The sequence below is a fragment of the Sulfuriferula sp. genome, from assembly GCF_054605375.1.
Genome location: NZ_JBTSEG010000001.1, coordinates 20,525 through 45,380, shown reverse-complemented (window position 1 = coordinate 45,380; position 24,856 = coordinate 20,525). Strand labels below are relative to the sequence as shown.

Annotated in this window: 20 protein-coding genes and 2 pseudogenes; 14 read left to right on the top strand and 8 right to left on the bottom strand. The window is 58.6% G+C overall.

Features of this window, described 5'->3' with window-relative positions; translation table 11 throughout:
* Positions 1-307 precede the first annotated feature (307 nt).
* On the top strand, positions 308-1,144 hold the full coding sequence (locus tag ACYCZJ_RS00215; RefSeq protein ID WP_461552207.1) for a hypothetical protein: 837 nt from the start codon (positions 308-310) through the stop codon (positions 1,142-1,144).
* 58 nt (positions 1,145-1,202) lie between these two features.
* Here ACYCZJ_RS00215 and ACYCZJ_RS00210 read toward each other — a convergent pair whose 3' ends face one another.
* Both ACYCZJ_RS00210 and ACYCZJ_RS00205 read right to left on the bottom strand, forming a co-directional pair.
* Entirely contained in the window at positions 1,203-2,216 is a 1,014-nt protein-coding gene (locus ACYCZJ_RS00210; protein ID WP_461552206.1) for a zinc-binding alcohol dehydrogenase family protein, read from the bottom strand.
* A gap of 104 nt (positions 2,217-2,320) precedes the next feature.
* The gene (locus tag ACYCZJ_RS00205) at positions 2,321-2,491 is read right to left on the bottom strand and encodes a DUF2164 family protein (RefSeq protein WP_461552205.1); all 171 of its coding nucleotides are present in this window, start codon (positions 2,489-2,491) and stop codon (positions 2,321-2,323) included.
* A gap of 26 nt (positions 2,492-2,517) precedes the next feature.
* Here ACYCZJ_RS00205 and ACYCZJ_RS00200 point away from each other — a divergent pair, with 26 nt between their 5' ends.
* Positions 2,518-2,763, top strand: coding sequence for a DUF2249 domain-containing protein (locus ACYCZJ_RS00200; RefSeq protein WP_461552204.1), 246 nt, complete (start codon positions 2,518-2,520; stop codon positions 2,761-2,763).
* Positions 2,764-2,783: 20 nt separating this feature from the next.
* On the opposite strand, the gene narL is transcribed toward ACYCZJ_RS00200, so the two are convergent.
* Together narL and ACYCZJ_RS00190 are read right to left on the bottom strand one after the other, a co-directional pair.
* A complete protein-coding gene (gene narL, locus ACYCZJ_RS00195; protein WP_461552203.1) occupies positions 2,784-3,437 on the bottom strand; it encodes a two-component system response regulator NarL in 654 nt (217 codons plus the stop codon).
* Positions 3,434-5,350 carry a histidine kinase gene (locus tag ACYCZJ_RS00190; protein ID WP_461552202.1) on the bottom strand — a complete coding sequence of 639 codons (1,917 nt, stop codon included), beginning with the start codon at positions 5,348-5,350 and terminating at the stop codon, positions 3,434-3,436. Before ACYCZJ_RS00190 ends, narL begins: the two co-directional genes overlap by 4 nt.
* 301 nt (positions 5,351-5,651) lie before the next feature.
* Here ACYCZJ_RS00190 and ACYCZJ_RS00185 point away from each other — a divergent pair, with 301 nt between their 5' ends.
* The 10 genes from ACYCZJ_RS00185 (at position 5,652) to ACYCZJ_RS00140 (ending at position 19,855) form a co-directional block, all read left to right on the top strand.
* On the top strand, positions 5,652-6,944 hold the full coding sequence (locus ACYCZJ_RS00185) for a nitrate/nitrite transporter (RefSeq protein ID WP_461552201.1): 1,293 nt from the start codon (positions 5,652-5,654) through the stop codon (positions 6,942-6,944).
* 76 nt (positions 6,945-7,020) lie between these two features.
* A complete protein-coding gene (locus ACYCZJ_RS00180) occupies positions 7,021-8,442 on the top strand; it encodes a NarK family nitrate/nitrite MFS transporter (protein WP_461552200.1) in 1,422 nt (473 codons plus the stop codon).
* A 42-nt stretch (positions 8,443-8,484) separates the two neighbouring features.
* Positions 8,485-12,201 (top strand): nitrate reductase subunit alpha, encoded by a 3,717-nt coding sequence (locus tag ACYCZJ_RS00175; protein ID WP_461552199.1) that lies wholly within the window; start codon positions 8,485-8,487, stop codon positions 12,199-12,201.
* Entirely contained in the window at positions 12,198-13,751 is a 1,554-nt protein-coding gene (narH, locus tag ACYCZJ_RS00170; RefSeq protein WP_461552198.1) for a nitrate reductase subunit beta, read from the top strand. Before ACYCZJ_RS00175 ends, narH begins: the two co-directional genes overlap by 4 nt.
* Positions 13,752-13,753: 2 nt before the next feature.
* The gene (narJ, locus tag ACYCZJ_RS00165) at positions 13,754-14,425 is read left to right on the top strand and encodes a nitrate reductase molybdenum cofactor assembly chaperone (RefSeq protein ID WP_461552197.1); all 672 of its coding nucleotides are present in this window, start codon (positions 13,754-13,756) and stop codon (positions 14,423-14,425) included.
* A gap of 23 nt (positions 14,426-14,448) precedes the next feature.
* Complete coding sequence (gene narI, locus ACYCZJ_RS00160; protein ID WP_461552196.1) at positions 14,449-15,135, top strand: respiratory nitrate reductase subunit gamma; 687 nt, start codon at positions 14,449-14,451, stop codon at positions 15,133-15,135.
* Between the two features lie 60 nt (positions 15,136-15,195).
* Positions 15,196-15,993 (top strand): peptidylprolyl isomerase, encoded by a 798-nt coding sequence (locus tag ACYCZJ_RS00155; RefSeq protein ID WP_461552195.1) that lies wholly within the window; start codon positions 15,196-15,198, stop codon positions 15,991-15,993.
* 35 nt (positions 15,994-16,028) lie between these two features.
* A complete protein-coding gene (locus ACYCZJ_RS00150; protein WP_461552194.1) occupies positions 16,029-17,588 on the top strand; it encodes an NAD(P)/FAD-dependent oxidoreductase in 1,560 nt (519 codons plus the stop codon).
* Positions 17,589-18,026: 438 nt separating this feature from the next.
* Positions 18,027-19,124: a tellurite resistance/C4-dicarboxylate transporter family protein gene (locus tag ACYCZJ_RS00145; RefSeq protein WP_461552193.1), complete on the top strand. Its 1,098-nt coding sequence runs from the start codon at positions 18,027-18,029 to the stop codon at positions 19,122-19,124.
* Positions 19,125-19,252: 128 nt separating this feature from the next.
* Positions 19,253-19,855, top strand: a complete 603-nt coding sequence (locus ACYCZJ_RS00140) for a uracil-DNA glycosylase family protein (RefSeq protein ID WP_461552192.1) — start codon at positions 19,253-19,255, stop codon at positions 19,853-19,855.
* 25 nt (positions 19,856-19,880) lie between these two features.
* Here ACYCZJ_RS00140 and ACYCZJ_RS00135 read toward each other — a convergent pair.
* Positions 19,881-21,283: pseudogene (locus tag ACYCZJ_RS00135) on the bottom strand (IS5 family transposase).
* Positions 21,284-21,456: 173 nt separating this feature from the next.
* Between ACYCZJ_RS00135 and ACYCZJ_RS00130 the strand changes: the two are divergent.
* The gene (locus tag ACYCZJ_RS00130) at positions 21,457-21,861 is read left to right on the top strand and encodes an IS21 family transposase (RefSeq protein WP_461552191.1); all 405 of its coding nucleotides are present in this window, start codon (positions 21,457-21,459) and stop codon (positions 21,859-21,861) included.
* Positions 21,862-21,864: 3 nt separating this feature from the next.
* Positions 21,865-22,224, top strand: a pseudogene (locus ACYCZJ_RS00125) (ATP-binding protein); the annotation flags it as partial.
* A gap of 267 nt (positions 22,225-22,491) precedes the next feature.
* On the opposite strand, the gene ACYCZJ_RS00120 reads toward ACYCZJ_RS00125, so the two are convergent.
* Genes ACYCZJ_RS00120 through ACYCZJ_RS00110 form a run of 3 tightly spaced genes read right to left on the bottom strand, consistent with a single transcriptional unit; the run spans position 22,492 to position 24,815 of the window.
* Positions 22,492-23,379, bottom strand: coding sequence for a TauD/TfdA family dioxygenase (locus ACYCZJ_RS00120; protein ID WP_461552190.1), 888 nt, complete (start codon positions 23,377-23,379; stop codon positions 22,492-22,494).
* Positions 23,376-23,963: a hypothetical protein gene (locus tag ACYCZJ_RS00115; RefSeq protein WP_461552189.1), complete on the bottom strand. Its 588-nt coding sequence runs from the start codon at positions 23,961-23,963 to the stop codon at positions 23,376-23,378. The genes ACYCZJ_RS00120 and ACYCZJ_RS00115 overlap by 4 nt, the downstream gene beginning before the upstream one ends.
* Positions 23,964-23,969: 6 nt before the next feature.
* A complete protein-coding gene (locus tag ACYCZJ_RS00110) occupies positions 23,970-24,815 on the bottom strand; it encodes a sulfurtransferase (protein ID WP_461552188.1) in 846 nt (281 codons plus the stop codon).
* Positions 24,816-24,856 lie beyond the last annotated feature (41 nt).

Here is a 24,856-nt window from a genome sequence, read left to right as displayed (position 1 = left end):
AACGTTCAATCCGACCGGATGACATGGTCGGGTTTTGCGTTCACACATATTAAAACTAATTGACGCGCCTATTCGACGCGCATCGCTTGAATATAGTTCGCCGGGGGTAGCGAATGCCCTGACAGCTCGTACAAACCGCAAGCTGCTGCGGAGCTCGAACAGTGCTCACCTGAACCCCTCATCTGGAGGCGATGCAGAAGGACAATTTCAACAAATCTTCCTATTCATTAAAGCGATACTAATCTAGTATGAATTCGTAAATTGATTGAGGCCTGTCTTTGCGTATAACCCGGACAAAGGAACAGCAATGCGATTGATAGTCTATGCAGCCGCAACCCTTACGTTTATGGGCGCGCAGATAGCGCCCTCCTTTGCCGCTGGCAATCCTCAAGCGGAAGGGCTCACCGAGCAAATCGTCGAAACCACCCCGCGCGAGGGGGTCTATCAGCGCTCCCTGCTGAGCCGCAAAGCAACCCAGGGTGAAAAGTGGCTGGTGGTGTCCTTTCCCGGCTACCCCGGCATCCTTCGATTGGCTCAGAATGACGGCGTCATCGAGTATGGGCTGAAAGGGAATTTCCTGGTTCGGGCCCGGCGTCATCTGGTGTCAAACGACATCGCGGTGGCGACGCTTGATTGTCCTTCGGACCAATTCGCGGACTGCGGCGACAGTTATCGGGCCAGCGACAAACAGGTGCGCGATGTTGAAGCGCAGATCGAGGCGCTCAAGGCCATCGTCGGTCCGCAAGTCAAGGTGGCCTTGATCGGTACTAGCTACGGAACAGTGTCAACCGAGATACTCGCGCTCAAGCTGGGCGGCAAGGTGGACGCTGTCATTCATACCTCTTCTATCACGAAGCCGCACCGGGAAATAGGCCTGGTTTTGTATGGGATTGATCTGACCAAGGCATCGATGCGACAGCTCCTGGTGCATCACCAGGATGATCCCTGCGATCTCACACCCTTTGCACCATTGGAAAAGTACCAAGGCATTATCCCGATCATGCGGGTCAAGGGTCAGAGCAATCCGCATGGTCCCGACTGCCAGGCCTTCACGGCGCACGGATTTGTCGGTCGGGAGCGGGTGGTGATGAACAGCATTGGCGACTGGCTGGTGAATGACCACCTGACCGAGGTGATTGAGTGACCCTGTAACGACTGAGCTATCGCAAGGGGGTAGCAGAGCTACTCCCTGTCATGGTCTGTCAGAAGCCTTCAAGCACAATCTTGCCGCGTGCCTTGCCTGATTCCAGCAACTGGTGGGCACGCCGCAGGTTTTCTGTGTTGATGGTCCCGAAGTGCTCCGCCAGGGTGGTGCGAATAATCCCGGCATCGACCAAGCGGGCCATTTCATCCAGCAAGTGTTGCTGGGCAACCATGTCGGCGGTTTTGAACATGGAACGGGTGAACATGAACTCCCAATGCACGGAGACGCTCTTGCGTTTCAACTGGCGGATGTCGAGCGACGCCGGGTCGTCGATGAGGCCGAACTTGCCCTGGGGGGCGATGGCTTCGACAATTTCCGGGAAGTGTTCGTCGGTCTTGTTAAGGCTGACGATGTGCGACACCTGGTTGATGCCGATGCGCTTCAGTTCTTGACTGATCGGGCGAGCGTGGTCGATGACATGATGCGCGCCCAATTCACGGGCCCAGGCTTGCGTTTCGGGGCGCGAGGCGGTGCCGATGACGGTCACGTCGGTCAGATGGCGGACGAGCTGGGTCATGATCGATCCGACGCCCCCCGATGCGCCAATGATGAGCAGGGTGTCGTTGCCGTGATTTTTTCCGGGCTTGAGTTGCAGCCGGTCAAACAGCATTTCCCACGCCGTGATCGAGGTCAGGGGCAGGGCGGCAGCCTGCGCGAAATCGAGGCTCTGCGGCATGTGGCCGGCAATCCGCTCATCGACAAGATGAAGTTCGGCATTGGTGCCCATGCGGGTGATATCACCGGCGTACCAGACGCGATCGCCCACCTTGAATTGCGTGACTGCGGCACCCACGGAGCGAACGACACCTGCAGCATCCCAGCCCAGCACCTTCCATTCGCCCGGCGCAGCCCCACTTGAGGCACGAACCTTGGTATCCACCGGATTAACCGAGATGGCCTTCACCTCGACCAGGAGGTCGTGTTCGAGCGCAACCGGATCGGGAAGCGCGATATTCTCAAATGATTCCAGTGATGTGATTGGATGAGGATTTTGGTAGGCAATGGCTTTCATTTATGATCCTTTTGGGTGAATGATCGAAGCCGGAAAATGAGAGCCGGCTGCATTTGGCAGGCATCAATCCATATGAGAAGGGCGAGCCTGAAGTTGCATGAGGCTTACGCGCTCTTTTTCTGACGGCCCGGCTTGCGCCAATATTGAAACTCATCTTCATGGACGTCGATATCGGCTTCCATGATTCGCGCCTGGAGGCGATCCTGTACATCAGCGACCGCCTTATTGTAGACAACCGGCCCAGGCTCTTCGGGAGAATAGTCCAGCAGCGCCACTCGATCAGGAAATAAGGAGATTGATCATGCTGCAGAATCTGAAGATTTTCGATGGACAATCCCGTCTTGTCGATGTCCGCAGCGTCGCCAGGCGTTTCCGCCATGCGGCCATATCGGCGCTCTGGATGTCTTGCAGCCAGGGGAGGTCATGCATTCGTCAACGTCCGTTGCCGTTGATCGATCAAATGCACCAGCGCTATGGCGGGACGATCGAAGTGGAATATGTCGAACGCCAACACGTGAACATTGTCATCCGTTTTGCGCGCCGTTAAGATGTATTTGGGCTGCCCGTTCAGCTGCGTCCGGCTCTTTCGACGGCCCACACGGCCGCTTCAACGCGGGAGCGCAGATTGAGCTTTTTCAGCAGGTGCTTGATATGCACTTTGACCGTGCCTTCGGTAATTCCCAGTTCGCGCGCGATCAGCTTGTTGCTCTTGCCGGTGGCGACCTGTTCCAGGATATTGGTTTCCTGCTCGGTAAGCCCGGCTTCCTGCGGCGTGTCGGGACGCGCCTCGTGCCGCAGGGCATGGGCCAGCATGCCGGCCAGGCCATCGGTCAGGGTCATGCGTCCCTGGGCACCGGTACGGATACTGGCCAGCAGATCTTCGGGTTCCATGTCCTTCAGCAGATAGCCGTCGGCACCGGCGCGCAACGCGGCGATCAGATCGTCCGAGTGGTCCGATACGGTGAGCATGATGACGCGCCAGTCGGCGTCTTTCGTTTTCAGCGCCTTCAACACGTCGATGCCGCTCATGTCCTTCAGGTTGAGGTCGAGCAATATCAGGTCCGGTTGCAGCGCATGGGCTTGTTCGATACCTTCCTTGCCGCTTGATGCCTCGCCGATGACGCGGAATTCCTCGGCCATGCCGATGAGCTGGATCACGCCTTTGCGGAACAGCGGGTGATCGTCGATGATCAATACCGAGAAATCTGTGGTGGCGTTCATGTTGCAAATCCGTGCAGTTGTACCGGCGCCGGTTCGTTGCAGGCGGCCGGTTTGAAGCTCAGTGACACGCGGGTTCCTCCTGTCGCACGGTTTTCCGTTTCCAGTTTTCCTCCCAGGCTGCGCGCGCGTTCCTGCATGATGGCCATGCCGTAATGGTGCATGTCCGGAGAGCCATTGAAGCCGATGCCGTCGTCTTCCACCGTGGCCGACAATATGCCGTCGCTGTCCAAGCTAACCATTGCTTTAACTTGCCGGGCCCTGGCGTGATGCACGACATTGGACAGGGCTTCCCGAATGATCTGCAACACGTGGATTTCCTCGTTGGCCGACAGGTGACAGCCAACTAAATGGACGTCGAGCTGAATCGGGATATCTCCACGCCTGGAAAATTCGGCGACGGTGTCTTGCAGCGCGGCCGCCAGCCCGGCGCCTTCGATTTTCAGGCGGAAGGTAGTAAGCAGCTCCCTGAGTTCGCGGTAGGCACTGTTGAGGCCCTGGCGTAGCTCGGAAAGTATTTTTCCCGCCTCCGCAGGCGGCGGCGTACCAAGCACGGATTGCAAGCGGCTCACCTGGATTTTCATGAAGGAGAGGGACTGGGCCAGCGAATCATGCAGTTCGCGCGCGATGACGGCACGTTCCTCGAGCAGGGAGACGCGCCGGCTTTGCTCGCTCTTGCGCGCCGTGCCGATGGCGGTGCCGATATGCCGGCACAAGGCTTCGAGCAGCTGCATTTGCCAGGCTTCGAGCGTGCGTCCTTTCTGTATCTCCAGTTGCAGCACGCCGTGCTGCCGTTCGGCGTCCATCAGGGGTAGCGCCAGTATGGTCCGCTGGCTGTCGCCAGCGAGGCGTTGATGCATGACGGCGCCGCCCAGGCACTCGGCGCAATTGGATACCTGGCAAAGATTGACGTCGCCATTACCGGCGATGAACGTGGAGGCAAGCGGGGAGGCCCGGTCGCTTTCTCCCTCCACCAGACATGCCGAGCCATGCCCGATGTCGAGCACGCTTTCAATATCCTTCAACAAGATTGCGTAAGTGTCGCGGGCGACCGGCCCGCTATACAGCCGTGCGATGGAGTGGTACAGCAATTCAAGAGACTGGTTGCTGCGGCTCAATTCTGCGGTTTTTTCCGCGACGCGGGTTTCAAGATTCCGGTACAGTTTGGACAATTCCGCAGCCATCCCGTTGAATGCGCGACCCAGGCGGCCCAGTTCGTCCGGACCGGTATGCTGGGTCCGGATATCAAATTGCCCTCGTCCCATTCGCTCGGCGTAATCGAGCAGATCCCGCAACGGAACGAGCACCTCGGTATGCAGCATGTACATACTGACAAAGATGACCACGATCGTGAAAAACAGTGAGGCGCCCAGGATGGTACGCTGAAGGGCGACTTTGGTATCCACTTTCTGGCTCAGCAGCTTGACCAGTCGATCGACACGATCAACAAATCCATCCACTTTAACCAGCAATGCCGTCTCTGCAGCATAAGTTTGCCGCGTTGTCGCACCAGCAAGCCTTTCGCCCTTCAACATGGCCGCTATGTCGGGATGCAGCCGTTGCTGCCAGTCATTGACCAGTGCCCGGTATTGTATTTGGGGCATGCTGCGAGGATCGGTTGGCAATGTTTTCAACAGGCGGCCATCACGCAGCGTCGAGTCGAAGTGTTGCAGTGCATCCAGCGCCGTGCGTTTGCCATCAGGGTTTTGCTGCTTCTGCGCCAGCAGCACCAGATTCACGATGCGATGGCTCTGCATTCGCAAGGAGCCTGCCACATCAATGGCCGTACCGCTGCCTTGCATCGTTTCAGCAACCATGATGGAACTTGCCATGCCCAATACGGTGAGCAGTGCGATGGCGGCCATGGCAATACCCAGGCGCAACGATAAAGAACGTTCAAACAGTTTCGTAGGCATGGTTATGGTTCTCCTGCATCTGCGGTGATGTCCGCCGAGGCGAAAGCGTACCGTACCAGGGAAGAAAAGGGTGAGAAAAAGGTGTACCACCAATAATGCGACAGCGCTTCATTTTCTGTATTTCATCGCAATGAAACAAAATTGTATCAAGGTGTTAGCCATGTTTCTCGCGTACCTCTTTGGTGGTATGCGGGTGCTTTTTGCGGGATTCGTACGGATAGGCAGTTATCTTTCCCAAGCCTACACTGCGCTCAAGGGTAACAGGGATCGATCATCATCATCAGGGCGTAAAGCGTAAAAAATGACGACACATACTCAAAAACAGGGTTTGGCTCTGGGCATGAGCACTTTGGCGTTTGCCTTTAACTTTGCCGTGTGGACCATGTTCTCCATTATCGGTATCAAAATCAAGAGCGAGCTGGGATTAAACGAGACCGAATTCGGACTGCTGGTGGCGACGCCGATCCTGACCGGCTCTCTCGTACGTTTGCCGCTGGGGATTTTGAGCGATCGCTTCGGTGGGCGGATCATCTACCTGGTACAAATGATCCTGGTAGCGGTCTCGACCTATGGACTCGCCTTCGCCACCCAGTACTGGCAATACCTGGTAGTCGGGCTGTTCGTCGGGCTGGCGGGAGGTGCTTTCGCCATCGGTATTCAGTACACCTCGTCCTGGTTCAGCAAGGAGCGGCAAGGCACCGTCATGGGTATTTTTGGCGCAGGCAATACGGGTGCTGCCATTACCAACTTCGTGGCTCCCTTGATTGTGGTGGCCTGGGGCTGGCGCGCCGTCCCGCAAGTCTATTCCATCGCCATGCTGGTGATGGCGGTGGCGTTCTGGTTGTTGACCTCCACCGATCCGCGCTACGAGGAGCGCAAGGCGGGCCGGCTCAAGCACATCACCCTTGCCCAGCAACTCGCGCCTCTCAAGGATGCGCGGGTGTGGCGCTTCGGGCTCGCCTACTTCTTCGTGTTCGGCGGGTTCGTGGCGCTGGCCCTGTGGTTGCCCAAGTACTACATCGCCGAGTACGGCCTCGACTTCAAGACGGCGGCATTGATCACCATACTCTTCACGCTTCCTGCCGGCAGCGTACGCGCTTTAGGGGGCTGGGTTTCAGACAAGTTCGGCGGCCGCATCGTGAACTGGTGGGTATTCTGGATCTGTCTGGTGTGCCTGTTTTTCCTCTCCTACCCGCCGACCACCATGACCATTCACGGCATCAAGGGTGATGTCTCCCTGCACATTGGCCTCAATGTATGGGTATTCACCATTTTGATCTTCGTGGTAGGCACTGCCCAGGGATTCGGTTCGGCCAGCGTGTACCGCTGCATCGCCGACTATTACCACGACAACATCGGCTCGGTCGGCGGCCTGGTCGGAGTGATCGGCGGCTTGGGCGGATTCAGCCTGCCGATTCTGTTCGGCGTGGCCGCGGACAGGATCGGCGTGCGTAGCAGCTGCTTCATGCTGCTCTACGGTCTGGTAGCCACCGTGATGATCTGGACCTATTACGCCGTCAAGGCAGAAAAAATGGCGGTGCTGGCGAAGAAAGATGAGCTGCGCGCCGCGATGATGAAGGAAGAGTTGATATGAGCGTACCGGGACTCCATGGAGAACGCGCTGGCAGCAATACTCTGCCAACGCGAATGAGCAGAAAAGGAGCGGCAGAATGGCCCGCACCGTATTAAAAACGAATCCAAGACGCGAAGGCCATGTCATTACCGAGTGGCGACCGGAAGATGCCGCTTTCTGGGAAGAGAAAGGCAAGCGCATCGCGACCCGTAACCTGTGGATATCGATCCCGGCGTTGCTGCTCGCGTTCGCCGTGTGGATGGTGTGGAGCGTGGCGGTGGTGAATTTGCCCAATATCGGGTTCAATTTCGACGAAAACCAACTGTTCTGGCTGGCGGCGTTGCCCGGTCTTTCCGGCGCCACGCTGAGGGTTTTCTACTCGTTCATGGTGCCGATTTTCGGCGGGCGCCGGTGGACTGCCATCAGCACCGCATCGCTTCTGATACCGGCAATCTGGATGGGGGTCGCGGTGCAGGATCCCCATACGCCATACTCGGTATTTTTGGTCCTGGCGCTGCTGGCCGGATTCGGGGGCGGCAACTTCGCGTCCAGCATGTCCAATATCAGTTTTTTCTTTCCGAAAAGCCAGAAAGGCATGGCGCTGGGACTGAACGCCGGCCTCGGCAACCTGGGGGTGAGCGTGGTGCAGTTCGTCGTGCCGCTGGTGATTACGATCGGCGTGTTCGGTGCCTTTGGGGGCGAACCGCAAACCTGGGCCAAGGGTGATGTCACCAGGACCATGTGGATTCAGAACGCCGGCTTCATCTGGGTGCCGTTCATTATTGCTTCCACGCTCGCCGCCTGGTTCGGCATGAACGATCTGGCGACGGCGCGCGCCTCGTTTCGCGAGCAGGCGGTTATTTTCAAACGCAAGCACATGTGGCTGATGAGCTGGCTGTATGTTGGCACGTTCGGTTCTTTTATCGGCTTTTCCGCCGGGTTGCCGTTGCTGACCAAGCTCCAGTTCCCTGACGTGGACCCGACCCAATACGCTTTCCTGGGCCCCATGGTCGGCGCCCTGTTCCGCCCCGTGGGCGGATGGATATCGGACAAGCTGGGCGGCGCGCGCGTGACCTTCTGGACGTTCGTGGCCATGGCTGTGGCGGTGCTGGGGGTGATCTACTTCCTCGGCATACGCACCCAGCCCGGTGCGTTCTGGGGTTTCCTGGCGATGTTCATGGTGCTGTTTCTCAGCACCGGCATCGGCAACGGTTCGACCTTCCGCATGATTCCAGTGATTTGCCTGAGCATGTATCTGCGCGAAGCCGAACTCCACGGCGATGCTGCCGTTGAGTCGGTGGCGGCGAAGGAGTCCGGCATGCGCTCGGCAGCGGTGTTGGGGTTCATCTCCGCCATTGCGGCCTACGGTGCATTTTTCATTCCGAAGAGCTTCGGCACCTCCATTGCGCTGACCGGCGGGCCGCAGGCCGCGTTGTATATATTCATCGGTTTCTATCTGAGCTGTATCGCCGTCACCTGGTGGTATTACTCACGCAAAAATGCGCCGGTACCTTGCTGAGTCAAGGGTATGGCGGCTGAATATAACCTTAGGAGCAAATAAATGAGCCATTTCATCGACAGATTGAGTTTTTTCAAGAAGAACGTTGCAAACTTCTCCGGCGATCACGGTGTCGTGACCCAGGAAGACCGGAGCTGGGAAAACGGTTATCGCCAGCGCTGGCAGCACGACAAGATCGTGCGCTCCACCCACGGGGTGAACTGCACCGGTTCATGCAGCTGGAAAATCTACGTCAAGAACGGACTGATCACCTGGGAAACCCAGCAGACCGACTACCCGCGTACCCGTCCGGATCTGCCCAACCACGAGCCGCGCGGCTGCCCCCGCGGCGCCAGCTACTCCTGGTATGTGTATAGCGCGCAGCGCGTGAAATACCCGATGATCCGCGGCCGCCTGATGGAATTATGGCGCGAAGCCCGCAAAACCATGGAGCCGGTGCAAGCCTGGCAGGCGATCAGCCAGAATCCGGAAACCGCAAAGCGCTACAAATCGGTGCGCGGACAGGGTGGTTTCGTGCGCGCCAAGTGGGATGAAGTCACGGAAATGATTGCCGCGGCCAACGTGTCCACCATCAAGGACTACGGCCCTGACCGGGTGGTGGGATTCTCGCCGATCCCGGCGATGTCGATGGTGAGCTATGCCGCCGGGTCGCGTTACCTGTCGCTGATCGGTGGCGTTCCCTTGTCTTTTTATGACTGGTATTGCGATCTGCCGCCGGCTTCGCCGCAGGTATGGGGCGAACAGACAGACGTGCCCGAATCCGCAGACTGGTACAACTCCACCTACCTGATGGTATGGGGTTCCAACATCCCGCAGACGCGTACGCCGGATGCGCATTTCTTCACCGAGGTGCGTTACAAGGGCACCAAAACCGTCGCCGTCTCCAGCGACTATGGCGAGATGGTCAAGTTCGGCGATATCTGGCTGGCGCCCCGGCAAGGCACCGATGCCGCCCTGGCGATGGCGATGGGGCACGTTATTCTCAAAGAATTCCATCTGAACAAAAAGAGCGAATATTTCGACGGCTATTGCCGCCAGTTCACCGACATGCCGATGCTGGTGATGCTGAAAGAGCATAACGGCACGCTGGTGCCGGACCGGTTCCTGCGCGCGTCCGATCTGGATGGCAAGCTCGGGCAGGAAAACAATCCCGACTGGAAAACCATCGTGATCGATGAAAATACCGGCTATCTGGTCGCACCCAACGGCTCGATCGGTTTCCGCTGGGGGCAGAGCGGCATGTGGAATCTGGAAATGCGCGATGCCGGATCCGGTCAGGAAATCAAATCCAGGCTTAGCCTGATGGATGTCAGGGATGCCGTTGCCGGTGTCGGCTTCCCCTATTTTGGCGGCACCGACGCCGATGATGTGCAGGTGCGCAATGTGCCGGTCAAGACCATCCGTGTTCACGATAGCGAAGTCAAGGTGGCGACGGTTTACGACCTGTTGCTTGCCAATTACGGCCTGGATCGCGGGCTGGGGGGCGGCAATGTGGCCACCAGCTATGACGACATGGCACCGTACACCCCGGCCTGGGGTGAAAAGCACACCGGTGTGAAACGCGCCGACATCATCACCGTGGCGCGCGAATTCGCCGACAACGCAGACAAGACCCACGGCAAATCCATGGTGATCGTCGGTGCCGGGCTGAATCACTGGTATCACATGGACATGATTTACCGCGGCATCATCAACATGCTGATGATGTGCGGTTGCATCGGCCAGTCCGGCGGCGGCTGGGCGCATTACGTGGGACAGGAAAAACTGCGCCCGCAAACCGGCTGGACGCCGCTGGCCTTTGCACTGGACTGGCACCGTCCGTCGCGGCAGATGAACGGCACATCGTTCTTTTACGCGCACACCAGCCAATGGCGGCATGAGAAGCTGGATACCAGTGAAATTCTGTCGCCCACCGGCGATGCCAGTGTTGCGGACTACCGCCTGATTGACTTCAATGTGAAATCCGAGCGCATGGGCTGGCTGCCGTCTGCCCCTCAGTTGCAGACCAACCCGATCGAGGTGGTTAAGGCTGCGGAAGCTGCGGGCATTGATCCGGTCAAATATGCAACGGAGCAACTCAAGAACGGCACGCTGAAAATGTCCTGCGAAGACCCGGACAATCCCAAGAATTTTCCGCGCAATATGTTCGTGTGGCGCTCCAACATTCTGGGTTCCAGCGGCAAGGGCCACGAGTATTTCCTGAAGTACCTGCTGGGTACGCAGAATGCTGTATTCGGCCCGGATCTGGGGGAACTGGGCGAAGTCAAGCCCAAGGAGGTGGTGTGGCATGACAAGGGCGCGGAAGGCAAGCTGGACCTGCTGGTGACGCTGGATTTCCGCATGTCCACCACCTGCCTGTATTCCGATATCGTATTGCCGACCGCCACCTGGTACGAGAAGGACGACCTGAATACGTCGGACATGCATCCCTTCATCCATCCGCTGTCCGAAGCCGTGCAGCCGTTGTGGCAAAGCAAGTCGGACTGGGAAATCTACAAGACCATCGCGAAAAAGTTCAGCGAACTCGCCGCCACGCATCTGGGCACCCGGAAGGATCTGGTGCTGACCCCGCTGATGCACGACACCCCGAGCGAACTGGGGCAGGCGATGGGGGTGAAGGACTGGAAGAAAGGCGAATGCGACGCCATCCCTGGCAAGACCATGCCCAACATGACGGTGGTGACGCGCGATTACGCCGATACCTACAAGAAATTCACCTCGGTGGGCCCGTTACTGAGCAAAATCGGCAACGGCGGCAAGGGTATTTCCTGGAACACCGAAAGCGAAGTGAAACAGCTCGCCGAACTGAATTATACGGTGCAGGAAGAAGGCATCAGCAAGGGCTTGCCGCGTATCGAATCAGCCATCGATGCGTGCGAAATGATCCTGATGCTGGCGCCGGAAACCAATGGCCAGGTGGCGGTGAAGGCGTGGGAAGCGTTGTCCAAAATCACCGGACGCGACCATACCCATCTGGCCATCCCGCGCGAAGACGACAAGATCCGTTTCCGCGACGTGCAGGCACAGCCGCGCAAGATCATCTCCTCGCCCACCTGGAGCGGGCTGGAGTCGGAGCATGTGAGTTACAACGCCTGCTACACCAACATTCATGAATTCATCCCCTGGCGCACCCTGACCGGACGCCAGCAGTTCTACCAGGACCACAAGTGGATGCTGGATTTCGGCGAAGGGCTATGCGTATACAAACCGCCCATCGACACCAAGACCGTCAAGCCGGTAATCGACAAGATGGGCAACGGCAACACCCAACTGGTGTTGAACTGGATCACGCCACACCAGAAATGGGGCATCCACAGCACCTATACGGACAACCTGCGCATGCTGACACTGTCGCGCGGCGGGCCGCACGTCTGGATCTCCGAACCGGAGGCGAAGGAAGCCGGGATTGTGGATAACGACTGGATCGAGGTCTACAACGTGAATGGCACGCTGACTGCCCGCGCCGTGGTCAGCCAGCGCGTGCCGCGCGGCATGGCGCTGATGTATCACGCACAGGAAAAAATCATCAATGTGCCGGGTGCGGAAACCAGCGGCTATCGCGGTGGTATCCATAACAGCGTGACGCGCACGGTCACCAAGCCGACCCACATGATCGGCGGCTATGCGCAGCTCTCCTACGGTTTCAATTATTACGGGACGGTCGGCTCCAACCGGGATGAATACGTGATCGTACGCAAAATGAAAAATGTGGACTGGCTGGAAGGCCCGCTGGATGAAAACAAGGAGGCTGCAAAATGAAAATCCGCGCCCAAGTGGCCATGGTCCTTAATCTGGACAAATGCATCGGCTGCCATACCTGCTCCGTCACCTGCAAGAACGTGTGGACCTCGCGCGATGGCATGGAATATGTCTGGTTCAACAACGTGGAAACCAAACCCGGTATCGGCTATCCGAAACAGTGGGAAAACCAGGATATCTGGAACGGCGGCTGGAAGCGCAACAGCAATGGCAAGATCGAGCCGCGCCAGGGCGCCAAGTGGCGCATCCTGGCCAATATCTTCGGCAACCCGAACCTGCCCGAGATTGACGATTACTACGAGCCGTTCACCTACGATTACGAACATCTGCAGAATGCCAAGCTGTCGGAAACCCCGCCCACTGCGCGCCCTGTGTCGGTGATTACCGGCAAGAAAATGGACAAGATCGAATGGGGCCCAAACTGGGAGGATGACCTGGGTGGGGAGTTCTCCTCGCGCAGTCGCGACAAGTGTTTCGACGATGTGCAGAAGGAAATGTACTCGACCTTCGAGAACACTTTCATGATGTACCTGCCGCGCCTGTGCGAGCATTGTCTGAACCCGACCTGCGTCGCGTCCTGTCCTTCCGGTTCCATCTACAAGCGCGAAGAGGATGGCATCGTGCTGGTCGACCAGGACAAATGCCGTGGCTGGCGCATGTGCATCAGCGGTTGTCCGTACAAGAAAATTTACTACAACTGGAAATCCGGCAAGGCAGAAAAATGCACGTTCTGCTACCCGCGCATCGAGGCCGGCCAGCCGACTGTTTGCTCGGAAACCTGCGTAGGGCGGATTCGCTATCTGGGCGTGTTGCTATATGACGCAGACCAGATCGAGCAAGCCGCCAGTGTTGCCGACGAACAGGATTTGTATGAGGCGCAATTGAAGCTGTTCCTCGACCCGAATGACCCCAAAGTCATCGAGCAGGCGCGTACCGACGGCGTGCCCGAGGCCTGGCTGGACTCTGCGCGCAAGTCACCGGTTTATAAGATGGCCATCGACTGGAAAATCGCGTTCCCCTTGCACCCCGAATACCGGACCTTGCCGATGGTCTGGTACGTGCCACCGCTCTCGCCGATCCAGTCTGCGGCAGAAAGCGGCACAATGGGCATGAACGGCATCATCCCTGATACCAAATCCCTGCGCATACCGGTCAAATATCTGGCCAATCTGCTCACCGCCGGCAAGGAAGCGCCCATCGTCACGGCATTGGATCGCATGCTGGCGATGCGCGCCTACATGCGCGGCAAATCGGTGGAAGGCGTGGCCAATACCGCGGTGCTCAAGCAGGTCGGCCTGACGGTGAGCCAGGTCGAGGAAATGTACCGTTACATGGCCATCGCCAATTACGAAGACCGGTTTGTCATCCCGAGCGGCCATCGTGAGGAAGTGGTCGATACCTTTGATGAGAAGGGCAGTTGCGGTTTCTCGTTTGGCAATGGGTGTTCCGATGGTATATCTGATGCCAGTCTGTTCGGTACCAAGAAAAAAGGTTCGATGATCTTCGTCGATATGCCGAAATCACGGAAAAAAATAGTGGAAGGGGCCTGATCATGAAAACATTCAAAGTGCTTTCGTTGTTGTTGAGTTACCCCCAGGCTGAATGGGTGGACGAACTGGATCTGATGGAATCGTTGCTGGCGGACGAAAAGGAGCAGAACGGCGCGGCGCAGGCGCAACTGGCTGATCTGTTCCAGGCGCTGCGTACAGAGACCCTGCTTGAGTCGGAACAAACTTACGTGGGCACGTTCGACCGCAATCCCTCGCACTCGCTGCACCTGTTCGAGCATATCCACGGCGAGTCGCGCGACCGCGGTTCGGCGATGGTCAACCTGATTGAGGAATACCGCAAACACGGGCTGGATATGGATGCGGATGAGTTGCCGGACTATGTGCCGCTGTTTCTGGAGTATCTCTCCCAGCTTCCGGATCAGGACGCGCTGAACATGCTGGGCGAGGCGGTGGACGTGCTGGCGCTGATCGGGCGCAAGCTGAACGGCAACCATAGCCCGTACCACACCGTATTCGCTGTGCTGGAAGGCATGTCGCCGGTGGTGGCGCAAGTCCTGCCCGATGTGCCGGTGCGCGAGATGGAAGAAACCATCATCCAGTTCGGCCCGTCAGCCGACGGCACCGATCCGCTGCTGGTGCCCAAACCGCAAACGGCTTATGTGCGCATGCCGGAATCCCGCAAGGCGGCTGCCGCCGCTGGCGGCGCGATCTGACCTACCTTTAAGGAGACCAAGTCATGGATTACTTGAATAATCTGCTATTCGGGATTTACCCCTATGTGGCGCTCGCCATCTTTTTCCTGGGCAGCCTGATTCGTTTCGACCGCGAGCAATACACCTGGAAAAGCGACTCCAGCCAGCTATTGAAACGGAGCCAGTTGAGATGGGGCAGCAATTTGTTCCACATCGGCATCCTGTTCCTGTTCTTCGGGCATGCGGTCGGCCTGCTGACCCCGCACTGGCTGTATGAGTCCATGGGACTGACCACCGAGGCCAAGCAGCTTCTGGCGATGATCTCCGGCGGTACCGCGGGGCTGATCTGCCTGGCGGGCATCACGCTGCTGCTGCACCGGCGCCTCACCGAGCCGCGCATCCGCGCCACCAGCAAGCCGATGGACATCATCATCCTGCTGTGGGTCTTCGTCACCCTGCTGCTGGGGCTGACGACCATCCTGTTTTCGGCCCAGCATCTGGATGGGGCCGACATGCTGCTGCTGGCAAACTGGGCGCAACACATCGTAACGTTCCGCTCCGGTGCTGCGCAATTCCTGCTGGCGGTGCCGCTGATTTTCAAGATTCACCTGTTCTTCGGCATGACCCTGTTCCTGCTGTTCCCGTTCAGCCGGCTGGTCCATGTCTGGAGCGGATTCGCAGCGGTCACTTATCTGACGCGCAGCTACCAGGTAGTCAGGCAGCGTGGTTGAGCGATGAATTCTGCCTGCCACCAGTAGGGCAGCAGGTAAGCATACGAAAGGAGAAGGACTGTGAGTATCAGTGTAAATGATGTCGAAATTACGGATGAAGCAGTGGAACGCGAATTACCGCACCATGCCGGCGCCCCCGTTCCGCTGAAGGCAGCGGTGGAAGCCCTGGTGGTGCGGGAAGTCTTGCTGCAGGCGGCACGCAACAAGCTTGCCGCGGAGCAGGACGCGCTGCGCGTGTTGGAAGCGTCGCAGGCCGAAGATGCCGAGGCGCTGGTCGAGGATGCCCTGATTGAGCGGTTGATCGAACTGGAAGTGACTTCGCCGGTGCCGACCGAGGAGGAGTGCGAAACCTATTACCGCAAGAATATCGGGCAGTTCCGCACCGGCGATCTGGTTGAAGCCAGCCACATCCTGTTCCAGGTAACGCCGAATGTTCCGCTGGACGCATTGCGGGCGAAAGCGCAGGAAGTGCTGCAGCAGGCGCTGGCACAGCCGGAGCAATTTGCAGAGCTGGCTCGCACCTACTCCAATTGCACCTCGGCAGAAGTCGGCGGCAGCCTGGGCCAGCTGACCAAAGGCCAGACCGTGCCGGAATTCGAGCGCGCCATTTTCAGTCTTGAGGCGGGGCAAACCGCATCCAGGCTGGTTGAGAGCCGTTTCGGCTTGCATATTGTGCGCGTCGAACGCCGTGCAGAAGGCCGCACATTGCCCTTCGAAATGATCCGTGAGAAGCTTGCCGAGTATTTGACCGAGCAGGTGCGGATCCGCGCCCTCAGGCAGTATCTGAAGATTCTGGTCGGGCAAGCCGATATTCAGGGCATTGAACTGGAAGGCGCGCAGACGCCGCTCGTGCAATAAGCGCATTTTTATATGTCGCATCAAAGGAGACCAACATGACACACATAGTGATTGCCGGAGCAGGAATCGCAGGGGTGCCTGCCGCTTACGCCATGAAAAACCGGCTGGGCCCGCAGGACAAGGTGACCGTGGTATCGAACAAGGATTACTTTCATTTCGTGCCGTCCAATCCGTGGGTCGCCATGGGGTGGCGCGATCAAAAGGATATTGCGTTCCCTATCGGCCCGTGCCTGGCAGACCGTGGCATAGCTTTCATCCCGCAAGCACTGAAAAAAGTGGATGGCGCGAATAACCAGGTGGAATTGGCCGACGGCAGCACACTGGCTTATGACTATCTGATCCTTGCCACCGGACCGGAAGCGGCGTTTGATGAAATCGAAGGGCTGGATCCGGCCAAAGGCGCAGTGCACTCCGTGGTGCATATTGAAGACGCAGCCAAGGCTTATACGGACTACCAGCAGTTCGTGAAAAATCCGGGGCCGCTCGTGATCGGCGCCGTTCAGAACTCATCCATACTCGGCCCGGTCTATGAATTCGCTTTTCTGGCGGATGCCGATCTGCGGCGCCGCAACCTGCGCGACCGCGTGCCCATCACGCTCCTCACCCCGGAACCTTATGTCGGGCATCTGGGCCTGGGCGCGGAAAGTGAAACGCGCCATTTGCTGGAACGGGCGCTTGCCGAGCGCAATATCACCTACCGCACCAACGTAAAAACCAAAAAAATCGATTCAGGCGTTGTCCATATCGCCGAATGCGACGAGCAGGGCAAGGAAATCCGCGCGAGTGAAGTTCCTTTTGCCTACGCCGTGTATTGGGCCGCGTTCCGCGGCATCCATGCCCTGCGTGACAGTGCCGGCCTCACCGATGAGCGCGGTTTCGTCAAGACCGACGCGTATCTGCGCAGCCCGGCATATCCTAATATCTTCGCCGTGGGAGTATGTGGCGCGCACCCGTCCATAGTGGAAACGCCGCTGCCCATTGGCGCGCCGGATTCCGTCTATTCCATACAGAACGAAGTCGATGCCGCCGTGCGCAATATTGCTGCCGCCATCAATGGGGAAGCGTTGACCAGCCCGGCGCCGCTGCGTGCCAAGTGGTTAACCGACATGACCAAATCCGGTGCTGTGTATCATTCGGAGCCGCAGATCCCGTTGCGCAACATCAACTGGCTCAAAGAGGGCAAATGGGTACATCTGGCCAAGGTGGACTTTGAAAACTACTTCATCAATAAAATCAAACTGAAGCCGGCCGGACCCGGTGTATCCGTTGGGAGCCATATCGCTACATTGGTGCGAAAACTGCAATCCTATTCCGATGGAGCAACCAAAGTTGAAGACATGCCCCGCGCATTCACAAAATCTTTGGAAGTGCGGATATCGAAGGAGTTGAATTATGATTTGCGGGCTTTTTCTCAAATCTTGAGTCAGAAGGAAGGCGCGCTGGCAGCAGCATTGCTGGAGTCTGCCCTGCTCGATGCCAGATCCATGCTGCAAGGAGCGGCGCTGGACGATCTGCAAAAAATAAAGCGCGATCTGATGGTGGCCGATTTGCCGGAAAACCAGCCGGGAGTGGGGTTTCACGGTGGCGGAACCTGATACTTTGCTTCCTGTTGGCCGAAGCGGCGCGGCTGTCCTCGCATCATACCTGTTGCGATTTCAAGGCGCTGGCGCTGGGTTTTTTGAACGAAAAACCTTGAGGCTGCACTCACACCGCCCCAGCGCGCCCAAGCCCCACCCTTGATGTGCTGACCTCATCCGGGCAGCATCAGGGCTTCCCTGCAGTTGCAGGGGAAGCTCGCCCGCCTCAACAGACTTCGGATATGCGCAAATATCTGAGGATTCTTTGTGCGGAGCAGGGTGTTGCGACGCGCGGGAGCGGTTGATCTGCTCCAGTCGATGGTAACGCTCCCATCCAGGCAGATAAATTGGTATAAGGAACTGACTGAATGGCTGTGGAATACGCGACACCACTCACGTACAGAGAAGTTACTCCCGAGCGGACAGCACTATCAGGCAGCGGAAGACAGAGCAATAATGACCGATAGTGCCGAGCACAACATAGACCAAAGACCGGATGGCCGGTTCTTCCTGGGCAGTCTTAAGGCCGCAGCGAAGGGACTGTCTCCCGCCTACTTTGCCATGGTGATGGCAACCGGGATCGTATCCATTGCGGCAGGCGCGATGGGCATGCCGCGCATCGCAATGGCGCTGTTCTGGCTCAATATCGGTGTCTACCTGGTGTTATGGCTGTTGAGCGTGCTGCGGGCCGTCTGGTTCACCCGCCAGTTTTTCGACGACATGCTCGACCACCAGCGCGGCCCGGGATTCTTTACCACCATTGCCGGATCCTGCGTCCTCGGCAGCCAGTTCATACTGATCTCCGGTAATTATCAGGCCGCATTCGTTCTCTGGGTGGTCGGTGCTGTCCTGTGGGTGGGTTTGAACTACACCATTTTCACGGCCTTCACCGTCAAGGAAATCAAGCCGCCTCTGGATCAGGGCATCACCGGCGCCTGGCTTCTCGCCGTCGTCGCTCCCCAGTCGATAGCCGCTCTCAGCGCGCTCCTGGCGGCGCACTGGGGGCAACCGCACAAACTCGAGTTCAACTTCATAGCCTTGTCCATGTGGTTGTGGGGCGGCATGCTCTACATCTGGATGATGGCGCTCATTTTCTACCGCTATACCTTCTTCAGATTTTTACCCAGCGATCTGGCGCCGCCATACTGGATCAACATGGGGGCCATGGCAATCTCCACGCTGGCCGGCTCATTGCTGGTCGCCAATGCGGCTGACGCGCCCTACCTGCAGTCGCTGCTTCCCTTCATCAAAGGTTTCACGGTGTTTTACTGGGCAACCGGAACGTGGTGGATTCCGATGCTTGTGGTGCTGGGGGTCTGGCGGCACGTCTACAAGCGCTTTCCGCTGAAATATGATCCGCTGTACTGGGGTGCGGTCTTTCCGCTCGGCATGTACGCCGCCAGCACGTTGCAGATGGAACGTGCGATGAATCTGCCATTTCTGAAATTCATTCCGCAATACTTCCTGTACCTGGCGCTGCTTGCCTGGCTGGCTGCCTTCGCCGGGCTGCTCCACACGCTGGCGCGTCAAATCCTCGTTCGGGCGAGAAAGTGAAGCGTGCTCGATGATTGAATTCGCGAGGCTTGTTTGCAAGGCTCTCTGATGGGTCTATCCTGGCTGCACAAATGTGCTTTATTCGCGCCAACGCTAGCCTGTTTCCTCTGTCAATAAAAGTGCACATTGTGCCAGAAACAACTTATCCCACCCTCGAAGCGCTGCTGGTTGCAGTGCGTGATTGTCGCGCGTGCGAAGCACACTTGCCGCTCGGCCCACGCCCGGTGCTGCGAGCCGTTAACACAGCCCGCATCCTGATTGTGGGGCAGGCACCCGGCATCCGCGTGCATACATCCGGCATTCCATGGGACGACCCGAGCGGGGAACGCCTGCGGGCATGGATGGGTGTGGACAAAGATGTTTTTTATGATGCTTCGCGCATTGCAATTATTCCCATGGGCTATTGCTATCCGGGACGAGGCGCTCACGGCGATATGCCGCCGCGTCGTGAATGCGCAACACTGTGGCTCGACCAGTTGCTGGCCAGGCTGCCGCAGATTGAGTTGACCTTGCTTGTTGGTCAATATGCGCAGCGTCACTTTCTCGGCCCTCGCCGCAAATCGACACTGGCTGAAACGGTAAAGGCCTGGCGGGAATATGCTCCACAATACCTTCCGCTGCCTCACCCATCGCCACGCAATCAGCCATGGCTCAAGCACCATCCCTGGTTTGTGCAGCAACTTGTGCCGCTGCTGCGCGCACGAGTCGAAACACTTACCATGCTGAGCTAAAAAATGGCGAAGCCGGATCACCAGCCTATCGTATTGATCGTGGGTCATTCAATAGTCCGTCCTGAACAATGATGTTTTCAGCCGGCCGGGGCATTGCGATAAAAGCTGGCGGCGCGTTCGACACCAGCCAGGCGTACACGACGTCGGCAATTCGGGCGCAAAGAAGCCGCAGCTTCTTCAGCAGCAAGCGGAGGTTGTGCCCAGCGCCGCACATGACCGCATGCAGGGCGTCGCCGATCGCGCCCTTGAGCGGATTGCGGGCAAGCCTTCCATCGGATTTCATGTGGCCGATTGCGGGTTCGATCGCACTGCGCCGCTTGACCATCGCGTGCAGCGTTCGCGTCAGACCGCGCTTCTGGCCGGAGCGCAAGATGCGCACCCCGTCGACCTTCACCCCCTGGTAGCCCTTGTCGACGATGGCGATCTTCGGTCTTGCGTCGGCCAGGATGCCGGCCTGCTCCAGGGTTTCGGCCAGGGTGTGGCCATCCCAGGGGTTGCCCGGCATCGAACGCATGCCCACGACCACAATCCCTCCTTGAGCGTGGTGGCGATCGTGATCTTCACGCCGAACTCGTAGGGCGTCCTGGCCTTGCCCTTGGCGATGCATTCAACCTCCGGGGCGTGCAACGCGTACAGCTTGTTCTTGTCCTGGGCCCTCTGCGCGAGGATCCGGCCGGCGCGCTCGAGCAGGTCCTGCGCCTTGGCCTGCTGCGACTCGGGCAGCTCATGCAACTTGCGCCCGACCTCGCGGTGCACGCGACCGACGCGGCTGCGCAAGGTGCGCAACGATTTCTTCATGCGCTTGAACTGCTTGGCGTGCGCGTAGCGTCCGATCTGCGTGGCCAGTCGCGGCGCCTCGCGGTTGTAGTTCTGGCGCAGCTTGATGCTGCCCTCGCCGGCCAGTTTGACCATGTGCTGGCGCGCCCGCTCCAGCAGGCGGCTGTCGGTCGGATGGGCGATCGCCTTGGGCATCACCGTCGTGTCGACGATGACCCGATCCACGCTCGTCTTGCTGATCATCCCGGCCTTGCGCGCCGCCTCGATCGTCAATGCCAGCAGCGTCTCGACGCCTTCCTCGCCGATGCGCTTTCTCCAGCGTGTCAGGCTTGAAGGATCCACCGGCGCCTCGGTCTGCAGGTAGGTCTCGCCAGTGAAGAACTGCCAATACGGGTTCTCCACCCAGGTGTTGACCACGGCCTCGCCGGAGGCGTCGAACGCGTGTTGCAGGTACAACAGACCGGCAACCACCTGCGGCGACAGCGCGGGCCGGCCACGACCCGAGGTGAAGTGCCGGGCAAAGGTGCGGTGAATCTCGTCCCAGTCAATCAGACCGGCAAGGCGAACCAGCGGATGCTTCATGTTGAGCTGTTCATCCAGGCGCGGCCGGAACAGATCCGGCGGCGGCGACTTCGGGGAATGCGGAGCCATGCGCGAAACCTCGTCGAAATTTGCAGGAAAGCTCCGTGTTTAACGCACGAGCCTGCGATTTCGACAACCGAAAACGCTCACTTTTTCAAACAAAATCAACTTATTGAGGATTGTTCAGCGCCGACTATGTAATCATCCGGCGTTTTGAGCCGGGGGTATCTGGAGTGTTTTATATGGACATGATTTACGAAATTCGTCGGCGGCATCTGGTACAAAAGCAAACGATCACGGCGATTGCCCGTGACATGGGCGTTTCTCGCCCGACGGTGCGCAAGCATCTCAAAACGGTCGAAGAACCCCAGTACGTGCGTGAGCACCCAGCCTCACCGAGGCTGGATCAATTTGAGGAACAACTCAGGCAATGGCTGACTGACGAAGCCAAACTTCCAAGACCACGCCGCCGCACCGCGCATCGACTACTCAAGGGCTTGCAGGAAATCGGCTACAGCGGCGCCTATGACAGCGTGCAGCGTTTCGTCAAACGCTGGAAATCCAACCATATTGGCCCCAAGCTGACCGAAGCCTTCGTCCCGATGCTGTTTCAACCCCTAATCTGGAAAGTTTTGCACGCTGTTTGACAGGTCAATCAGTTAGAGCGGGAGAAGAGTCTGGGTCGTGTCGGCAATCTGGCCAAGCAACTATGCCTGGTGGATGCCGTCATTTTAGATGAGCTGGGTTATTTGCCGTTTCCGGCGTCGAGCGGTGCACTGCTGTTCCATCTCATTAGCCAACTTTATGAGAAGACCTCTTTGATCATTACCACGAATCTGTCGTTCGGCGAATGGGTACAGGTGTTCGGCGATGCGAAGATGACAACCGCTTTACTGGATCGCGTTACCCATCATTGCGACATCCTTGAAACAGGCAACGATTCCTACCGCTTCAAGCAGCGTAAAAATCACCCTCAGAATGCTGGAAAAGTGGAAACTATTGGACGCTGATTGACATATCTATGCCGCATTCTTCCCGGCCCAGAGTGAAGGCGAGAAATTCCAGGATGTTGATGACGGGGACACCTGATTTTTGTGAGGTACCGGGCGTTCTGGCCAGATTGTTTGATGCCGGCACAAACATTCCTTTCAACGGTCATTGTTCAAAAATAAATTTACCTATCTGCTTGCTTGAATGTTAAGCAGTCACAGGCAAGTTACAGCCGTGGCTGATTCCGGAGCCGTCGGGCTTCCCGGGCCGAAATCTAAATGGTGGAGTCAGGTGTCTTCGATGCGCTCGTAATAACGTGCGCGGTAGAGCAGCCGTCGTTGCGTTTCATTGTCGCTGAAACCGCTGCGGTCATGCAGCACGTTGTTGCAGACCAGGCCCATGCCGGACTCCAGGCGGGCGCGGAAGATATAGGACAGGTCGCTTGCCAGCAGCTGTTCCAGGAAGGCCACGGCGGCCAGGGTGGCAGGGTTCGGATTCCATTCGATGCTGCGGGTGCGGGCGGTGTAGCGCATGTGGAGCTGGCCGCTGTCCAGCACGGAAAACACCGGGCCGGTTTCGGCGGGCCGCGCCACGCCGTTCTCGTCCATGCGTACCGGAATGGTCATGGCATCGGGCGCCATGAGCGCGCGGATGTGCTCGGGGTTTGCATCGCGCATCAGCAGGTAGACGATTTCGTGGTCGAGCAGGGTATTCTCCCCGCCGCTGACGGCAGGCGTTACGCAGTGCAGCATCAGCCCCAGGATGCGCCGTTCCGGGGGATTGTAGTAACCGTCCGTGTGCCAGCGGATGGGGCGGTCGGTATAGGGAATGAAGTCACCGCGCTGGCCGCCGCCGGCGGCGACGGTGAGGGAGGTGATGGCATCCTCGTCCGCCAGCAGGTTGTGGTCCAACCGTTTCAGGCCGAATTGCAGCCCCAGCCTGCGCGGGATGTCCTTGTCCGGCGTGGCGCCGCAGTGGCTGGCGTAGATGGCCAGGTTGGTCTTGCGGCAACGTATCAGGATCGCGTCATGCTCCGCCGGGGTGAGCGCTCGCGGGTCGCCTACCTCCACCACCATGTCTTCGGCGCGCCTGGGGTAATTGCTCAGCTTGGCTTCGCGCCAGGCCTGATAAGCGGCGTCGGCGTCCAGATGGAAAGGGCTGCGTGTGCTTGTCATGCGGGCAGGGGAACGCCTGATGTTTGCGGAAACAGGCCATCCACCGCTTTCTTGACGGTTGCTACCATCTCTGGCGCCTCCAGTTCCATGATCTGGTCGATCACCCAGGGCTGGTCGCGGCCTTCCATGATGTCGCGGATGCAGTTGCCCAGGTAGCGCAGCGCTGCGAAACTGGGTTGCTCCGGCGGAAAATCGAAGCTGGCGTAATCCTGGCCGCGCCGGTTGACCAGGTCGATGAAGTCGGCCTGGTAGGGGTGGCCGTGGTCGTTCATCACTTCGTGGATATTCTCTTCCAGGATTTCCGCTAGGCGCTTTGCCAGGGCCTGCACCAGGGCCTGCCGTTCAGCGTCCGCGATGCGGCGGTACACCATGCGGTCGGCGAGGTGCAGCATGAAGGCTGCCAGTTCCGCCAGCAGGGTAAAGCCGCGTTGGGGAGTGATGATGTCGTAATCGGACTTGGAAAGGTCAATGACCGTTTTGTCTGCCAGCTTCCAGATGGTAAGTGCGATCACACCGGCCTGTTGCTCCGGTCCCTTGGGGCCGTCCTCTTGCTTGAACCAGATGGTTTTAACGCGGATAGCCATTTTGGTTTAATCCTCCTTGATGGTTGGGCGCGACGGATCGGTGATCCATTCGCTCCAGGAGCCGGGGTAGAGCCGGGCGCCGGACAATCCCGCAATCTCCATGGCCAGCAGGTTGTGGCAGGCGCTGACACCGGATCCGCACATATGAATGCTGCGCTGCGGCGGGGTCGCGCCCAGCGCCTCCAGATAGGCGGCGCGCAACGCGTCGGCGCCGAGTAAAGTGCCGTCCAGGTCCAGGTTATCCTCGAACGGCCGGTTCATCGCGCCGGGGATATGGCCGGCCACTTTGTCGAGGGGTTCCACGAAGCCGATGAAACGCTCCTCCGGGCGGGCATCGAGCACCGCTTCGCCGCGGCAGATGGCGGCGGCCACTTCGGCGGCGTCTGCGCACCGATCGGCATTGGGCCGGGCTTCGAAGCGTGCTGGCACGATAGTCGGCGCATCTGCCGTGAGCAGACGCTTTTCCCGCTGCCATTTGTGCAAGCCACCGTCCAGCAGGCCCACGTTTTCATGCCCCAGCCAGCGCAGCAACCACCACAGTCTCACCGCCATGGAACCGAAGCTGTCGTCGTACACCACGACCTGGACGTCTTGTCTTACCCCCCAGCGGCCGAGTTTTTCACCCAGTATGGCGGGATCGGGCAGCGGGTGGCGGCCGCTGGCGGGCAGAACCGGCGCGGACAGGTCGGCGTCAAGGTGGGCATAGCGGGCGCCCGGGATGTGCGCGGCGGTGTAGGCTTGGCGCCCGGCCTCGGGCCGGGTCAGGGTAAAACGGCAGTCGAACAGGATCCAATCCGGGTCGCCGAGGCGCCGTGCGAGTTGTTCGGTGCTGACCAGCGTGGCGGACCTCATGGCCGTAGGGCGGGACGGTAACGGAATCGGTCGGCCATGTT

Bases quoted from the DNA above. Each gene is read 5' to 3' on its own strand.
- ACYCZJ_RS00215 (WP_461552207.1), top strand. From the start codon at position 308: ATGCGATTGATAGTCTATGCAGCCGCAACCCTTACGTTTATGGGCGCG.
- ACYCZJ_RS00210 (WP_461552206.1), bottom strand. From the start codon at position 2,216: ATGAAAGCCATTGCCTACCAAAATCCTCATCCAATCACATCACTGGAA.
- ACYCZJ_RS00200 (WP_461552204.1), top strand. From the start codon at position 2,518: ATGCTGCAGAATCTGAAGATTTTCGATGGACAATCCCGTCTTGTCGAT.
- narL (WP_461552203.1), bottom strand. From the start codon at position 3,437: ATGAACGCCACCACAGATTTCTCGGTATTGATCATCGACGATCACCCG.
- ACYCZJ_RS00190 (WP_461552202.1), bottom strand. From the start codon at position 5,350: ATGCCTACGAAACTGTTTGAACGTTCTTTATCGTTGCGCCTGGGTATT.
- ACYCZJ_RS00185 (WP_461552201.1), top strand. From the start codon at position 5,652: ATGACGACACATACTCAAAAACAGGGTTTGGCTCTGGGCATGAGCACT.
- ACYCZJ_RS00180 (WP_461552200.1), top strand. From the start codon at position 7,021: ATGGCCCGCACCGTATTAAAAACGAATCCAAGACGCGAAGGCCATGTC.
- ACYCZJ_RS00175 (WP_461552199.1), top strand. From the start codon at position 8,485: ATGAGCCATTTCATCGACAGATTGAGTTTTTTCAAGAAGAACGTTGCA.
- narH (WP_461552198.1), top strand. From the start codon at position 12,198: ATGAAAATCCGCGCCCAAGTGGCCATGGTCCTTAATCTGGACAAATGC.
- narJ (WP_461552197.1), top strand. From the start codon at position 13,754: ATGAAAACATTCAAAGTGCTTTCGTTGTTGTTGAGTTACCCCCAGGCT.
- narI (WP_461552196.1), top strand. From the start codon at position 14,449: ATGGATTACTTGAATAATCTGCTATTCGGGATTTACCCCTATGTGGCG.
- ACYCZJ_RS00150 (WP_461552194.1), top strand. From the start codon at position 16,029: ATGACACACATAGTGATTGCCGGAGCAGGAATCGCAGGGGTGCCTGCC.
- ACYCZJ_RS00145 (WP_461552193.1), top strand. From the start codon at position 18,027: ATGACCGATAGTGCCGAGCACAACATAGACCAAAGACCGGATGGCCGG.
- ACYCZJ_RS00130 (WP_461552191.1), top strand. From the start codon at position 21,457: ATGGACATGATTTACGAAATTCGTCGGCGGCATCTGGTACAAAAGCAA.
- ACYCZJ_RS00120 (WP_461552190.1), bottom strand. From the start codon at position 23,379: ATGACAAGCACACGCAGCCCTTTCCATCTGGACGCCGACGCCGCTTAT.
- ACYCZJ_RS00115 (WP_461552189.1), bottom strand. From the start codon at position 23,963: ATGGCTATCCGCGTTAAAACCATCTGGTTCAAGCAAGAGGACGGCCCC.
- ACYCZJ_RS00110 (WP_461552188.1), bottom strand. From the start codon at position 24,815: ATGAGGTCCGCCACGCTGGTCAGCACCGAACAACTCGCACGGCGCCTC.